This window comes from Frankia alni ACN14a (assembly GCF_000058485.1).
Lineage (GTDB): Bacteria > Actinomycetota > Actinomycetes > Frankiales > Frankiaceae > Frankia > Frankia alni.
In genome coordinates this window covers 3746689-3761637 of the sequence record NC_008278.1, presented here as the reverse complement: position 1 = coordinate 3761637, position 14949 = coordinate 3746689, and the positions used below count along the sequence as shown (strand labels likewise).

At 74.4% G+C, this 14949-nt stretch carries 13 protein-coding genes; 6 read left to right on the top strand and 7 right to left on the bottom strand.

Annotated elements, in window-relative coordinates; all coding sequences use genetic code 11:
* Nucleotides 1-761: 761 nt before the first annotated feature.
* Entirely contained in the window at nt 762-3197 is a 2436-nt protein-coding gene (locus FRAAL_RS15140; protein ID WP_050997134.1) for a phosphoketolase family protein, read from the top strand.
* Between the two features lie 46 nt (nt 3198-3243).
* Here FRAAL_RS15140 and FRAAL_RS15135 read toward each other — a convergent pair whose 3' ends face one another.
* From FRAAL_RS15135 to FRAAL_RS15125, 3 genes are all read right to left on the bottom strand, one after another.
* A complete protein-coding gene (locus FRAAL_RS15135; RefSeq protein WP_041939348.1) occupies nt 3244-3435 on the bottom strand; it encodes a hypothetical protein in 192 nt (63 codons plus the stop codon).
* Nucleotides 3436-3514: 79 nt separating this feature from the next.
* Nucleotides 3515-4612, bottom strand: coding sequence for a CaiB/BaiF CoA transferase family protein (locus tag FRAAL_RS15130; RefSeq protein ID WP_011604612.1), 1098 nt, complete (start codon nt 4610-4612; stop codon nt 3515-3517).
* A 78-nt stretch (nt 4613-4690) separates the two neighbouring features.
* Nucleotides 4691-5917, bottom strand: a complete 1227-nt coding sequence (locus FRAAL_RS15125) for an ABC transporter substrate-binding protein (protein ID WP_011604611.1) — start codon at nt 5915-5917, stop codon at nt 4691-4693.
* A gap of 396 nt (nt 5918-6313) precedes the next feature.
* Between FRAAL_RS15125 and FRAAL_RS15120 the strand changes: the two genes are divergently transcribed.
* On the top strand, nt 6314-7144 hold the full coding sequence (locus tag FRAAL_RS15120; protein ID WP_157892105.1) for a FadR/GntR family transcriptional regulator: 831 nt from the start codon (nt 6314-6316) through the stop codon (nt 7142-7144).
* Here the strand turns inward: FRAAL_RS15120 and FRAAL_RS15115 are convergent.
* Nucleotides 7121-8347, bottom strand: a complete 1227-nt coding sequence (locus FRAAL_RS15115; protein ID WP_011604608.1) for an acyl-CoA dehydrogenase family protein — start codon at nt 8345-8347, stop codon at nt 7121-7123. The genes FRAAL_RS15120 and FRAAL_RS15115 overlap by 24 nt on opposite strands.
* Before the next feature lie 198 nt (nt 8348-8545).
* On the opposite strand from FRAAL_RS15115, the gene FRAAL_RS15110 reads away from it, so the two are divergent.
* Nucleotides 8546-9724: an acyl-CoA dehydrogenase family protein gene (locus tag FRAAL_RS15110; protein ID WP_011604607.1), complete on the top strand. Its 1179-nt coding sequence runs from the start codon at nt 8546-8548 to the stop codon at nt 9722-9724.
* Between the two features lie 68 nt (nt 9725-9792).
* Here the strand turns inward: FRAAL_RS15110 and FRAAL_RS15105 are convergent, their stop codons facing one another.
* Together FRAAL_RS15105 and FRAAL_RS33045 are read right to left on the bottom strand one after the other, a co-directional pair.
* Complete coding sequence (locus FRAAL_RS15105) at nt 9793-10584, bottom strand: FadR/GntR family transcriptional regulator (protein ID WP_050997133.1); 792 nt, start codon at nt 10582-10584, stop codon at nt 9793-9795.
* Nucleotides 10581-10736 (bottom strand): hypothetical protein, encoded by a 156-nt coding sequence (locus FRAAL_RS33045; RefSeq protein ID WP_157734399.1) that lies wholly within the window; start codon nt 10734-10736, stop codon nt 10581-10583. Before FRAAL_RS33045 ends, FRAAL_RS15105 begins: the two co-directional genes overlap by 4 nt.
* Before the next feature lie 250 nt (nt 10737-10986).
* On the opposite strand from FRAAL_RS33045, the gene FRAAL_RS15100 reads away from it, so the two are divergent.
* The 3 genes from FRAAL_RS15100 (at nt 10987) to FRAAL_RS15090 (ending at nt 14747) form a co-directional block, all read left to right on the top strand.
* Nucleotides 10987-11748 (top strand): SDR family oxidoreductase, encoded by a 762-nt coding sequence (locus tag FRAAL_RS15100; protein ID WP_011604604.1) that lies wholly within the window; start codon nt 10987-10989, stop codon nt 11746-11748.
* Nucleotides 11745-12647 (top strand): PaaI family thioesterase, encoded by a 903-nt coding sequence (locus FRAAL_RS15095; protein ID WP_011604603.1) that lies wholly within the window; start codon nt 11745-11747, stop codon nt 12645-12647. Before FRAAL_RS15100 ends, FRAAL_RS15095 begins: the two co-directional genes overlap by 4 nt.
* A 111-nt stretch (nt 12648-12758) precedes the next feature.
* Complete coding sequence (locus FRAAL_RS15090; protein WP_011604602.1) at nt 12759-14747, top strand: FAD-dependent monooxygenase; 1989 nt, start codon at nt 12759-12761, stop codon at nt 14745-14747.
* A gap of 57 nt (nt 14748-14804) precedes the next feature.
* Here FRAAL_RS15090 and FRAAL_RS35570 read toward each other — a convergent pair whose 3' ends face one another.
* Nucleotides 14805-14930: a hypothetical protein gene (locus tag FRAAL_RS35570; RefSeq protein WP_256804742.1), complete on the bottom strand. Its 126-nt coding sequence runs from the start codon at nt 14928-14930 to the stop codon at nt 14805-14807.
* Between the last annotated feature and the right edge of the window lie 19 nt (nt 14931-14949).

Below are 14949 nucleotides of genomic sequence, written 5' to 3'. Positions count from 1 at the left end.
CAACCGGCCGCTGAGACACTCGCGGATCGCCGTTTCGGCCGCCGCGAGGGACACCGCGCCGGTCAGCGCGGCAAAGCCGCCCAGCAGGGCGGTGTTGGGCGTGCCCATCCGAGCTCACGCCGCGCGATCTCGCCGGCGGGCACCGCCAACGTGCGCTCCGGTCGGCGGCCGCCTGCAGCCGGTCCCACCGGCCCGTTACCTCTGGTGCGGGCGGGACGGAGGAAGGTGGGTTGTCCGGCGGCTCCGGCGGTGCCGGCGTGCCGAAGGTCCTGGCCGGCGAGCCGTTCGTCCCTGTCCACCGCGGGCCGGCGGGGCGAATCTCGACGGACACCGGTTGCGCCGCGTCGACGACGGCCCGGAGCTCGTCCCGGCGAGGATCTCCCGGGCGGCGGTTACAGCGGGGTGGCCCAGTGCAGGTGGGTGCCCCCGCCGGTCGGCGTGGCGAGGGTGCGGGTGCCACCGAGCTGCTCGGCGCGTCTGCCGGGTAATCGTGCGCAGGTCGCCCCCGGAGGGACCGAAGGTCCGCCGCCACCGGGACGAAGGTCCCGACACGCCCCGCGAACAGCCCACCGCGACGGGCCGGTCGTCGCCCTCCCCGCGGCACTTCTCGGCGACGAGTGCCGGAAGGCACCCGGCCGCGGGTCCTTCGGACCTGCCGAGGCCGACCTTCCGGGCCTGGCCGGGCCCGGCTGGGCCTGGCCGGGCGACGCGGAATCGGACACCTGTAGGTGGTGGGCGGAACAGGTGGGAGTCTTGGCAGCATGACTGCCACGGTGGATGTCGAGGAGCTCGACAGTCCCGTTCCGGAGCTGGACGAGCCGTCGCTGGACCGGCTGATCGCCTACTGGAATGCCGCCAACTACCTGACGGTCGCGCAGATCTATCTGCGGGCCAACCCCCTGCTGCGGGAGCCGCTGCGCCCCGAGCACATCAAGCCGCGGCTGCTCGGGCACTGGGGGACGTCACCGGCGCTGAACCTCGTGTACGCGCACCTCAACCGCCTGGTCGGCCTGACCGGCCAGGACGTGCTGTACGTGGCGGGCCCCGGGCACGGCGGCCCGGCCCTGGTCGCGAACACCTACCTGGAGGGCACCTACTCGGAGATCTACCCGGCGGTGTCCGCGGACACGGCCGGGCTGACCAGGCTGGTCGAGCAGTTCTCCACCCCGGGGGGCATCCCCAGCCACGTCAGCGTGCCGACACCGGGGTCCATCCACGAGGGCGGCGAGCTCGGCTACGCCCTGGTGCACGCCTTCGGCGCCGCCTTCGACCATCCCGACCTGCTGGTCGCCGCCGTCGTCGGCGACGGGGAGGCCGAGACCGGCCCGCTGGAGGGCAGCTGGAAGGGCATCACCTTCCTCAACCCGGCCCGCGACGGCGCGGTCCTGCCGATCCTGAACCTCAACCAGTACAAGATCGCCAACCCCACCGTGCTCGGCCGGCGCAGCCGCGACCAGGTGACCGCCTACCTCGCCGGCCACGGGTACGAGGTCCTGTGGGTCGAGGGCAGCGACGTCCGCCAGGTCCACCGGGACTTCGCCGCCGCCCTCGCCACGGCCCACCAGGCGATCCGGCGCCTCCAGCACGCCGCCCGCCGCCCGGGCGGTACGGTCACCGACACCCCGGTCTGGCCGATGATCGTGCTGCGCACCCCGAAGGGCTGGACCGGCCCGCACGAGGTCGACGGCGTGCAGGTGGAGGGCACCTTCCGCGCCCACCAGGTGCCGCTGGCCACGGTCCGCGAGAACCCGGAGCACCTGGCCCAGCTCGACGCGTGGCTGCGGTCCTACCAGCCCGAGCGGCTGTTCGACGCCGACGGCCGGCTTGCCGCCGAACTGGCCGCCCTCGCCCCGGCCGGGGACAAGCGGCTGGGGGCCACCAGCTATGCCAACGGGGGCAGGCGCACCGAACCGCTGCGCCTGCCCGACTGGCGGACACACGCGCTGGACATCGACCCGCTCCACCGCGGCCGCGACTCCTACGAGACGACCCGGCCGCTCGGCGAGCTGCTGCGCGACGTCTACCGCGACAACCCGACCACCTTCCGGGTCTTCAGCCCGGACGAGCTCACCAGCAACCGGCTCGGCGCCATCCTGGAGGTGACCGACCGCTGCCTGGTCGCCCCGATCGACCCGCACGACGACCGGGTCTCCCCCTCCGGCCGGGTCATGGAGGTGCTCTCCGAGCACCTGTGCCAGGGCTGGCTGGAGGCCTACACCCTCACCGGCCGCCACGGCCTGTTCGCCACCTACGAGGCGTTCGCCATGGTGTCCGCCTCGATGCTCATCCAGCACACGAAGTGGCTGCAGGAAGCGGCCCGGCTCGGCTGGCGCGAGCCCGTCCCCAGCCTCAACGTGCTGCTGACCAGCACCTGCTGGCGCAATGATCACAACGGTTTCTCCCACCAGGGACCCGGCCTCATCGACACCGTCGTCCCGCTGTCCCCCGGCGTCGTGCGGGTCTGGCTGCCGCCGGACGCCAACAGCCTGCTGTCCGTCGCCGACCACTGCCTGCGCAGCCGCGACCACGTCAACCTGCTCGTGGCCGACAAGCAGCCGCACCTGCAGTACCTCACCGCCGCCGAGGCCGACGAGCATGCGGCCCGGGGCGGCTCCGTCTGGGACTGGGCGGGCACCGAGACCCCGCTCGGGCGCGATCCCGACATCGTTCTCCTCGGCATCGGTGACGTCCCCACCATGGAGATCCTCGCCGCCGCCCAGCTGCTACGCCGGTTCGTGCCCAGCCTCTCCGTGCGTGTCGTCAACGTCATCGACCTGATGGCCCTGCTGCGCAGCGACCTGCACCCGCACGGTTTCTCCAACCCGATGTTCCGGGCCCTGTTCACCGACGAGACCGACGTCGTCGTCGGGTTCCACGGCTACAGCCGCGGCGTGCACCAGCTCCTGCACGGCCGGCACAACCCCCAGCGCTTCCACGTCCGCGGCTTCATCGAGCAGGGGACGACGACCACCCCGTTCGACATGCTCGTCCGCAACGAGGTCAGTCGTTACCACCTCGCGCGCCTCGCCATCGAGTTCGCCCGCACCACCCGTCCCGGCACCGACCGCCTCGTCACCCACTGCGAAACTCAGCTCAGCCGCCACCACGGCTACATTCGCGACCATCTGGAGGACCTGCCCGAGATCCGCACCTGGACCTGGGACGATCCCCCGCCGGCCGCGGAGCCGTCCGCCTAGAACCGGCACCGACCGCGGTGCCCCAGGTACCTTCCGCCGCCCGCCGCTACTGCGGGAACTCCTCCAGCGCCTGCTGAAGCTCCTCGCGCGTCCCGGCCAGGGCGACGACACCGAGATCGTCGGTGGCCGCCCAGACACGGTGATCGCCGATCTGGTAGTCGGCGATGCGCAGCGAGCCGTGCCGGGCGGCGGCGTCGACGGGAATGTGTCGGGGGATCCGCGGCGTCGGACTGGCCATCGCCCTCACCTCCAGGGTAGAAGATCCCCAACATAGCCGTGCCGGGCCGCTCGAGGTGTCGCGCAGGCGCCCGCCGGCGTCAGCGGTCGCGCCAGGCGGCGAGGACCTTCTCGGCCGACTCGGGGTCGGTGTGCGGGCGCGGGGGCGGCGCCGGGGTGGCGGAGAAGCGCGGGGTCGGCGCGGCCTGGGTGACGCCGTCGACCTCGACGACCGTGCCGCGGGCGGCGATCTGCGGGTGCGCCGTCACCTCGTCGAAGGTCAGCACCGGGGTGAGGCAGGCGTCGAGGTCGGCGAACGCGGCGACCCACTCGTCGCGGGTGCGCCGGGCGAAGGCCTCGGTGAAGCGGGCGCGCAGCACCGGCCAGCCCGCCTCGTCGTCCTGCGCCGGGAGGTCGGCGCCGGCCAGGTCCAGGCCGAGCAGCAGGTTCGCGTAGAAGGCCGGTTCCAGTGCGGCGACGGCGACGAAGCGACCGTCGGCGCAGGTGTAGGTGTCGAAGAAGGGCGCGTGCCCGTCGAACAGGTTGCTCTCCCGGGCGTCGTTCCACCGCCCCTGGCCGCGAAACGACCAGACCATCTGCGCGAGCATGCTGACGCCGTCGACGATGGCGGCGTCGACGACCTGGCCCCGGCCGGAGCGCTCCACCTCGTGCAGCGCCGCGAGCACCCCGATGACGCCCTGCATCGCGCCGCCGGCGAAGCCGAGCAGGTTCAGCGGTGGCAGCGGCCGTTCCCCGGCGCGGCCCAGTGCCCCCAGCACCCCGGTCAGCGCGATGTAGTTGATGTCGTGGCCGGCCTGGTGGGACAGCGGCCCCTGCTGGCCCCACCCGGTGATCCGCGCGTAGACCAGCCGGGGGTTACGGGCGAGGCAGTCCTGCGGGCCGATCCCGAGGCGCTCGGCGACGCCGGGACGCATCGCCTCCAGCACGACGTCGGCCGCCGCGGCGAGGTCGAGGGCGGTGTCCCGCCCCTGCGGCGAGCGCAGGTCGACCGTGACGTGCCGGCGCCCGCGCAGCACCGGGTCGCCGGCCGTGGCCGGGTAGGGGCCGCCGCCCGGCCGGATCAGGCGGACCACGTCCGCGCCGAGGTCGGCGAGCGCCATCGCGGCCATCGCCACCTGGCCGAGGCCGGCGAGCTCCACCACGCGCAGTCCGGCCAGCGGTCCCGCACCCCGATCCATCTGACCTCCGGTTCCTGGCGCCGAGAAAGCGCTGTCTACCTGTCTATCGGATATGGCCGAATCCGGCGCGGTGATCGCTCAGCCGGCACCGCCGGAGGCGGGCAGCTCCCGGCCGCACAGCCGCTCGTCGAGGACGTCGAAGGTGCCGGCGGCGGTGGCCTGGACGAACGCGAGGCAGGTGGTGGGCCGGCCCAGGTTGGTGCTGAGGTTCAGGGGCGAGATCAGGCCCCCGGCGTCGTAGCTGTGCACCGCGCGCAGGGCGTCGACGAAGCCCTTGCGGGTCGGGCAGGCGCCGGCCTCCTGCAGCCCCCGCAGGAACAGGTCGGTGTCGATGTAGGCGATCATCGCGAGGTCCTGGCGAGGATTGGCGATCTGGGGGGCGTAGCGCGACATCGCGTCGAGGTAGCCGGCGATGGGCGCCCCGCCGGCCTCGAACGGCCGGTAGAACACCGGCACGACGACGCCGGTCATGGCGCCGTCCGCCTCGGCCAGCGCCTGGCCGTCGTAGCCGCTGAGCGAGAGGATCACCTTCGGGTTCCACCCGGTGGCGGGCAGCTCGCGCAGCACCGCCGGCAGGTCGGGGGTGCCGACGACGGTGAGCAGCGTGTCGGCGCCGGTGGCGGCAAGCCGCCGGGCGATCGCGGCCGGGTTGTCCGCGTTGGCGGTGTAGCCGATCTGGTCGACGACACCGATGCCGACCGCGCGCAGGCTCGTGGACAGGCGGGCGCCGGCGTCGTTGACGCCGGTGGACAGGGCGGTGGTGAGCAGGACCGCCCGGGTGCCGCCGTGGGACTTCACGAACGTGCCGTAGGTGTCGGTGGGCGCGCCGTTGGTGTAGGAGAAGGAGAACATGTTCCGCCGGGTCGACCAGCCGTCGCTGGCGGCCAGGCCCGCCACCGGCACGTCCCGCTCGGCGAGGTAGCCCGCGCTGCCGTCGGCGGCCAGGGAGTACTCGAGGATGCCGAAGTCCCCCTTGCCCTCGACCAGGTCGCGGGCGCCGATCGCGTTCGCCTCCGTCGTGCCCTGGTCGTCCCGCCAGTCGTAGACGATCTTCCGGCCGTGGACGCCGCCGGCCTCGTTCGCCAGCCCCAGGCGGGCGTCGACACCGCCCCGCACGGCCGCCAGCGTCGACGCGGTGGGGCCCGAGTCGGGGTAGAGCAGGCCGAGGCGGACCTGGTCGGCGGTGACCCCGGGGGTGTCACAGGCGGCGGACGCGGGTTGCGTGTCCGACGAGCAGCCGCCCGCAAGCGCACTCAGCGCGAGCAGCGCGACGGTCAGGACCAGGGACGAGCGTGTGCGAGGCATACCGGCAGGACTCCCGAGCGGACGCGAGCGGCGTGCGGAACACGAACCCGCGGACGAGAAGGATCACTCCGGAATTCGCCGGACGCGCGCACCCCCGTACTCGCGGTTCGTCATAGCTGCCGGTGCGGCCAACCGCCCGGCTTCTGCCGCGGCGAGGCACGCTGACCAGCGAAAGGAGACGCTACCGAAATATACCGACATCCGCCACACCTGTCGTTTACGTGGCCGCACCGCTTCCGCGCGACGCCGTCCCGGTCCTGCCGAGTGACACGAGGGACACGGTCCAGTCGGCCTTGAGCGCTAAATTATCTATATCTTAGAGTGTTCGCCGACGGGCCCTCGCTCCGCCCGATCCCTCCCCGCCCGATCCCTCCCCGCCCGACCGAAGGAGACAGCGTGGCCGCAGGCGGTCCGCACCGGTCACCCGACGCCATCGGCCGGCGGATGCGCGTGCCGAAGATGGCCGAGCTGGTCGCCTCGGACCTGCGGCAGGCCATCGTCCGCAACACCCTCGCCGAAGGTCAGGCGCTGCCGCCCGAGGCCGTGCTCATGGGGCAGTACGGGGTCTCGCGGCCGACCCTGCGGGAGGCGCTGCGCATCCTGGAGGCGGAGTCGCTCATCACGGTCCGCCGGGGCGCGGGCGGCGGGGCCCGCGTCCAGTCGCCGAACCCGGCGGTCGCGGCGCGCTACGCGGGGCTCGTCCTGGAGCACCGCGCCACCACGATCGCCGACGTCTGGGACGCCCGGCTGCTGCTCGAACCGCCGACCGCCGCCGCGCTGGCCCGCCGGCGCACCCGGGCCGACCTGCGGGCGCTGCGTGCCCTGCTGGCCGAGCACGACGCGGCCACGGAGCGGGTGCAGGGGGTGCGGCTGCACAACGAGTTCCACACCCTCGTGGTCCGCCTCGCCGGCAACGAGACGCTCGCCCTGCTGATCACCCTGCTCGGCGAGATCATCAACCGGACCACCTGGACGCGCGTCGAGGCCGACCTCGGCACCCCGGAGCTGGCGCGGGCCGAGCGCGGCACCGTGCGGGTGCACGCCATGCTCGTCGACCTCGTCGAGGCCGGGGACGCCACCGGCGCGCAGGACCTCTGGCGGCGCCACCTGGCCGCCGGCGCCCGCTACCTCGGCCAGGGCGGGCGCGACGAGGCCACGCTGGACCTGCTCGGGCGCCCCGGCGAGCCCGGGGCGCCGATCGACTCAGACGGCTGGCTCGCGGGGTAGGCCGAGGACGCGCTCGGCGAGGATGTTGCGCTGCACCTCCGAGGTGCCCGCGTACACCGTGCCCGCCCGGGCGTTGAGCGAGACCTCCCACCAGCTCGTCGTCGACTCCGGGTCGGCGCCCGGGTCGTCGGTCCGCAGCGGCCGCGACGGCCCCTTGCCGACGAGCACCAGGCCGTCGAGCCCCTCGATGTCCAGCGCGAGCTGCGTGACCTCGCGGTGGTACTCGCTCCAGTAGAGCTTCGACACCGAGGACGCCGCCCCCAGCTCGCCGCCGGCCAGCACGTCGCTGAGGATCCGGTAGCCGAGGAAGCGCATGACCTCCACCCGGGACCGGAAGTACGCCAGCCGCCGGCGCACCGAGGGCTCGTCCGCGACCCCGCGCCGGCGGGCCAGCTCCACCAGCCGGTCGAGCTCCGCGGCGAACAGGATCGGGTTGGTCGCCGCCTCCTCGCCGCGCTCGTAGGTCAGCAGGGTCGAGGCGACCTTCCACCCGTCGCCGGGCTTGCCGACGATGGCGTCCGCGGGGCAGCGGGCGTCGGTGAAGAACACCTCGCAGAAGTCCTCCCCGCCGGTCATGTGCCGGATCGGGCGGACCTCCACCCCCGGCTGGTCCAGCGGCACCAGCAGGAACGACAGCCCCCGGTGCTTGGCCGCCTCGGGCTCGGTGCGGGCCAGCACGAAGATCCCCGTGCTGCGGTGCGCCCCCGACGTCCAGATCTTCTGCCCGTCGATGTGCCACTCGCCGTCGACCAGGCGTGCCCGCGTCCCCGCCGCGGCGAGGTCGGAGCCGGCGTTCGGCTCGGAGAAGCCCTGGCACCAGATCTGCTCGCCGGACAGCAGGCCGGGCAGGATGGTCGCCTTCTGCGCCTCGGTGCCGTAGCGCAGCAGGGTGTTGCCCAGCATCTTGAACCCGGTCGAGTCCTGCGGCTGCACCCCGAACGGCACCCCGGCCCGGGTCAGCTCCTCCACCAGCACCACCTGGTGCAGGGTGGTCAGCCCCCGGCCGCCGTGCTCCACCGGCCAGGCCACCCCCAGCAGCCCGCGGCGGTGCAGCGTCCGGCGCCATCCGGTCACGAACTCGCGGACCGCCGCCGCGTCGCCCAGGGCGCCCGTCCCCGGCCAGTCCGGGGGCAGCTCCTCCGCCAGCACCGCCCGCACCTCGGCACGGAACTGCTCCACCTCCGCCGGATACCGCGTGTCCACCCTGACCTCCCCACACCCGCGACGGCTAGAATCAGATAAACAATATCCCTATCCTTGTGTGTCGAGCACAGGGTCCTGTCTCGACCACAGGGTCCTGTCTCGAGTACAGGGTCCCGTCTGAAGCACAGGGTCCCGTCGACGTCCGCCGACTCGCCGCCACACTCCGGTCGCCGGGCCCGGTCACCCGCTGGAGGTTCCGTGCAGTTCCGGTACAGTCCCGAGCACGAAGAGCTGCGCCGCGGCATCCGGCGCTACTTCGCCGAGGTCGCCGACGCCGATGCGGTGCGGCGCGACATGGCGACGCCGACCGGGTGGGACCCGGTGACCTGGCAGCGGCTGTGCGACGAGCTGGAGCTGCCGGCCCTCGCCGTGCCGGAGGAGTACGGCGGCGCCGGGTTCGGCCTGGTGGAGCTCGGCATCGCGCTGAGCGAGGCCGGCCGCAGCCTGCTGTGCGCGCCCCTGCTGTCGACCAGCATCGCCACCCAGGCGCTGCTGCACGCCGGCGACCCCGACGCCGCCGCCGCCCACCTGCCGGGCCTGGCCGCCGGCACCACCACCGGCACCCTCGCCGCCCGCGAACCCGGTCGGCCCTGGGACGCCACCCCCACGACCACGGCCGAGCGCGCCGGGGACGGCTGGGCGCTGAGCGGCGTCAAGGACTGGGTGCTCGACGGGCAGAGCGCCGGGCTGTTCGTCGTCACCGCCACGACCGCCGCCGGGACGTCGCTGTTCCTCGTCGACGCCGGCGCCGCAGGCCTGGCCGTCGAGGCGCTGCCCGTCGTCGACCCGACCCGGCAGGTCACCCGGGTCACCCTCACCGGCACGCCCGGTGTCCTGCTCGGCGCCGACGGCGCCGGTGCGCCGGGCCTGGCCCGCACCCTCGACGCGGCGGTCACCCTGCTCGCCGCCGAGCAGCTCGGCGTCGCCGAGGCGGCCCTGGCGTCGGCGGTGGACTACGCCAAGCAGCGCGAGCAGTTCGGCCGGCCGATCGGCTCCTTCCAGGCGATCAAGCACAAGCTGGCGACCGTGCTGCTGGAGGTGGAGGCGGCCACGTCGGCGGTGATGTACGCGGCGTGGACCGCCGACGAGTCCCCCGCCGAGCTGCCCGAGGTGGCCAGCATCGCCGGCCTGACCTGCTCGGAGGCGGCCCTGCTCGCCGCCGGCGAGAACGTCCAGGTGCACGGCGGCATCGGCTTCACCTGGGAGCACTCCGCCCACCTGTACCTCAAGCGGGCCACGACCGACCGGCTGCTGCTGCGCGACCCGCAGGAGCAGCTCGACCGCATCGCCGCGCTCGCCGGCATCACCGCCCACGCCCCCGCGCAGCCGGACGGGGCCGCGGCCGTCGACGTCCTCGCCGGCTCCACGGAGAGGTGAACCCGGCCGGCGGGCGCAGCGCGGCGGGCAGCCGGCGGGTGCCGGACGCCCGGCACCGGGCGGGCGGGTCAGCCGAACATGTCCAGGACGGTGGTGCCGTCGCCGCGCTCGAGGTAGTCCCGGCCGGCGACGAGGTGGCGGCGCCACAGCCGCTCGGCGCGCTCGGCGTCGCGGGCCTCGATGAGGTCCACGACCCGGGCGTGGGCGGCCCGGCTGCGCGCGACCGCCGTGTCCAGGTCGGGCGAGCCGGCGTCCGACTGCACCCGCGACCGGTCGGCGAGCTCGACGATGTGCTCGATCATGCCCATCAGGACCCGCAGCGTCTGGTTGCCGGTCAGCTCGATCAGCAGCGGGTGGAACCGCTCGAGGCGGCGCAGCGTGTCCAACGGCGACTCGGCGGGTTCGGCCGGCTCGTCGAGGGCGGCCCGCAGCCGGGTGATCTCCGTCGGCCCGCCGGCACGGGCGAGGTGGGCGACGGCCTGCGGCTCGGCGACCTCGCGGACCGCCAGCACGTCGGCGAGCGCGGTGCCCTGGTGCTGCAGGATCAGCCCGGCGTAGCGGGCGGCGACGTCGACGTTCGGCGGGCGCACCCGCACTCCGCCGCCCGGCCCCATCCGCACCGTGATCAGCGATTCGCTCTCCAGCACCCGGAAGGCCTCGCGCAGCGTCGGGCGCGACACGTGGAACTGGGCCATGAGCGCGCTTTCGGGGGGCAGCGCCTCGCCGGCGGCGAGCTCCCCGCGGACGATCTGCCGACGCAGGTGCCCGGCGACGAGCTCGGCCGACTTCGGCAGGCGCACGCGCCGGTCCGCCCCCGGGCGCTCCTCGGGGGCCGCTCCGACGGGCCCGGCAACAGTCATGTCCGCAGTTTCCTCACAATGACATTCACGTCGACGACAGTCACGTCGACGACATTCACGTCGACGACAGTCACGTCGACACCGACGACGACACTCACGACGACACGTGCGTCGCCGGCTGTACCGGCCCGGCCGACCACGAGTTCCTTCATACCCCATCCGGCGCGCGCCGCAGATCACCGCGGCGCGCCGGCCGCCCAGGGTGACCATTCGCTTGACTGGCCGGAAGGTGGGCGCAAATGTGCCCCTGGGGCCCTCGCGCCCGGCCACGCCGACCGCCGCCTGGCTGCCTGCCCACCTGCCACGTGACCTCAACTGCCCTGACCTCAACTGCTGCCGTGACCTCACCCTGCTGCCGTGACCTCTACTGCTGCCGTGACCTCTACTGCTAGGAGTGCGCCCGTGTCCGAATCCCCCACCCGCGTCGCGATCGTCACCGGGGCGGCCCGCGGCATCGGCGCCGCGATCGCCCAGCGGCTGTCCCGCGACGGCCTGGCGGTCGCCGTGCTCGACCTGGAGGAGGCCGCCGCCAAGGGCACCGTCGAGGCGATCACCGCGGCCGGCGGTCGCGCCCTGGCGGTCGGCGCGGACGTCGCCGACCCCGAGCAGGTCACCGCGGCCGTCGCGGCCGTCACCGAGGGGCTCGGCGCGCCGACCGTGCTGATCAACAATGCCGGCATCACCCGGGACAACCTGCTGTTCAAGATGAGCGAGGCCGACTGGGACTCGGTGATCGGCGTGCACCTGCGCGGCGCGTTCCTGATGACCCGCGCGGTTCAGAAGCACATGGTCGACGCCGGCTGGGGCCGCATCGTCAACCTGTCGAGCACGTCGGCGCTGGGCAACCGCGGCCAGCTGAACTACTCCACCGCCAAGGCCGGCCTGCAGGGCTTCACGAAGACGGCGGCGATCGAGCTCGGCAAGTTCGGCGTCACCGCGAACTGCATCGCGCCGGGCTTCATCGCCAGCGACATGACCCGGGCCACCGCCGCCCGCATGGGCAAGACCTGGGAGGAGTACGTCGCCGCGTCGTCGGGGGTGATCCCGGTCGGCCGGGTCGGCGAGGTCGACGACATCGCGCACACCGTGTCGTTCTTCGTCAGCGAGGGCGCCGGCTTCGTCTCCGGCCAGATCATCTACGTCGCCGGCGGGCCGAAGGCTTGACCACCACGACTGGCCGGGCCGAGCCGCCCGGCGCCCGGGCCAGGGAGTACGCCGAGACGCGCTTTCGGGTGCTGCCCCCCGTGCACGGCGACGACGGTACCCGGGTACGGATGCGGATCGGGCCGTGGCTGGCCGGACCCGACGGCGTCCCGACGGTCGGCTCGCTCGGGGTCGTGGTCGACGACGCGATCGGCTCGGCGATCCTGCGGGCCCGCCTCGGCGACCGGCATTCGGTGACCTCCCAGCTCTCGCTGGAGGTCGTCGTCCCCCCGCCGTGGGCCGGCCCGGAGCTGACCGCGCACGCCACGCTGCTGGGCCGCGACGCCGTCGGCGGGCTCGCCGCCGCCACCGTGTACGACGGCGAGGGCCGGGTGGTGGCCGTGGCGACCGGCCGTTGCCGCTACGTGCCGGCGGACATCCTGCCGCCGGGCGGAATGCGCCCGCCCCTGCCGCCCGCGGACCACGAGTCCCTGTTCGACACCCTCGACCTGGCGCCGGCGTCGACGTCGGCGTCGGCGTCGGCGTCGGCCGGAGCGATCCCCGAGCAGACGTCACCGGCGGCCGGGGCGTTGTCGGCGGCCGGGGCGGCGGGGCCCGAGGCGGGCTGGCCGGCGCTCGTCCTGCCGAGCGGTCCCGGGATGCAGAACCCGCACAACACCGTGCACGGCGGTGTGCTGCTGTGCGGCTCCGATCTCGCGGTGGCGCTGGCGGACCCGGACGGGCCGCCACACACCACATCGGTCCGGATCAGCTTCCTGCGCCCCGGCGACGGCAACCATCCCGTCACCTTCACGACCCGCGCGGTCCACCGGGGCCGTTCCCTCGCGGTGTACGAGGTCAGCGCGGGCGGCCCGGCCGGCCGTCCGTACACGGTGGCGACGGTGATCCGCGAGCGCTGACACCCCCTGACACCCGCTGACCGCCGCTGACGCCCCGCACCAGGACGAGCGGCCGAGCGGGGGTCGTGGTCAGCGGTTGCCTACCATCCGTGACATCGCTACGTTCGGCGCATGCCGAGTGCCGCGGACCGGGCCGGAGTCCTGATCGTCGGCGCCGGCCCGACCGGCCTGCTGCTGGCCGCCGAGCTGGTCCGACGCGGGGTGCGCGCCCGGATCGTGGAGCGGGAGTCGGTCCGATCCCCCGCCAGCCGCGCCCTCGCCGTCAGCAGCCGCACGCTGATGCTGCTCGACGACCTCGACCTGGCCGCCGAGGCGGTGCGCCGCGGTCATCCGCTGCGCCAGGTCGAGGTGCACGACGTCAGCGGCCGACCCGACGCGGGCGGCGGGCGGCCCGGCGGGAGCGGACCCGGCGGGAGCGGACGGAGTGCGGGTCGGGGGGCGGGGCGGAGCGGGGGGACGGTCGTGCGGCTGCCCATCGGTCGGGTGCCGAGCCCCTTCCCGTTCACCCTGTCGCTGCCACAGCCGCAGACCGAGGACCTGCTGCGCGCACACGCCGCGCGGCTGGGGGTGCGGATCGACACCGGCGTCGAGTGCGCGGCGGTCCGGCAGGAGGGCGACCATGTCGTCGCGCAGCTGCGGCACGCCGACGGTTCGACGCGCACCGTCCACACCGACTGGCTGGTCGGCTGCGACGGCGCGCACAGTCAGGTCCGGCGCGCCGCCGGCATCGCCACGCACGGCTTCGACCTGCCCGAGACCTTCGCCCTCGGCGACGTCGTGACCGACTGGGCCCGCGAGCGCGCGCACGGACAGGTGACCTTCTCTCCCGCCGGGGTCGTCGCCGCCTTCCCGATGCCCGGCCCCCGGCACTGGCGCTTCATCGCCGACCTCCCCGACCTCCCCGGCATCGATGACCTCCCCGGCGCCCACTCCGACGACCACGCCGACCACTCCGACGATCACGCCGACCACTCCGACCACTCCGACCACTCCGACGGCCGGGCCGACGACCGGGCCGACCACTCCGACGACCGGGCCGATCCCGACGTGGCGGCGGAGCTGCAACGGCTGCTCGACGCGCGGCTGACCGACCCGCCGCGGCTGACCGAGACGCTCTGGACCACCACGTTCCGCGTCCATCAGCGCCGGGCGGAGAGTTTTCGCCGCGGGCGGGTGCTGCTCGCCGGTGACGCGGCGCACTCGCACAGTCCCGTGGGCGGGCAGGGCATGAACACCGGCCTGCAGGACGCCTACGCCCTGGGCTGGCGCCTCGCGCTGGTCGCCACCGGCCGGGCGGACGCGACCCTGCTCGACACCTACGCCGCCGAGCGCGAGCCGGTCGCCGACCGGCTGCTGGCCGGCACGGCCCGGGCGACCCGCGTGATCACCGCCCAGCACCCGGTCGCCCGGCGGGCGCGCGGCCTCGCCCTGCGACTCGTCGCCGCGAGCCCGCCGCTGGGCCGCCGCGCGGCCGCCGCACTCAGCCAGCTCGGGCTCGGCTACCCCCACGGTCCCCTCACCGACCGCGACCCGCACCGCATCGGACGCCGGCGCGGTGTGCCGGGCCCGGGCGCCCTCGCCCCGGACGTCGCGCTCGCCCCCGACGTCGCGCTCGCCGCCCCGGACGGCCCGACGCTGCGCCAGGCGACCCGGACCCCCTGGTTCTCGCTCCTGCTGTTCGCCGGCAGCGACGACGCCGCAGCCCGGCGGCTGCACGACGACGCCGCCCTGATCCACGCCCGCTTCGGCGACCTCGTCACCGCCCGGATCGTCGCGACTGCACCCACCGTCCGGGATACCCGCGACGATCCTTCCGGCGGTGAGCATTCCGGCGGCGATCACTCCGGCGGAGCGCGTTCCGGCGGAGCGCATTCCGGCGACGATGGCACCGTCCTCGACCCGGCCGGCCGGGCGCGGGCACGCTACGGCGCCGCGATAGGTGAGGCCGTCCTCGTCCGTCCCGACGGCTACCTCGCCTACCGGTCGACCACCGACCCCGTCGGCCGGCTGGAACGCTACCTGCGCACGCACGGCATCACCCCAGCGCCCGCGGGGGTCGCCGCGCCGGCCTCGACCACGGCCGCGGGCAGGACCTCCTGACCACCCCGAAACCGGCCGGCGACACGGAACCCGTCGCGCCGCGAAGGACTCGTGTTCTCAGCCCGCCCCCTGCTCAGCCGGGGTGGACAGCTCCGACCGTGCCGCCGCAAGGGCAAGCGGATCCAGGTAGTCGCGATACAGGAAGATCTTTCCCCCGTCCTGATGCCCGTCGACGCCGCTCACGCAGACGAACATACGTTCG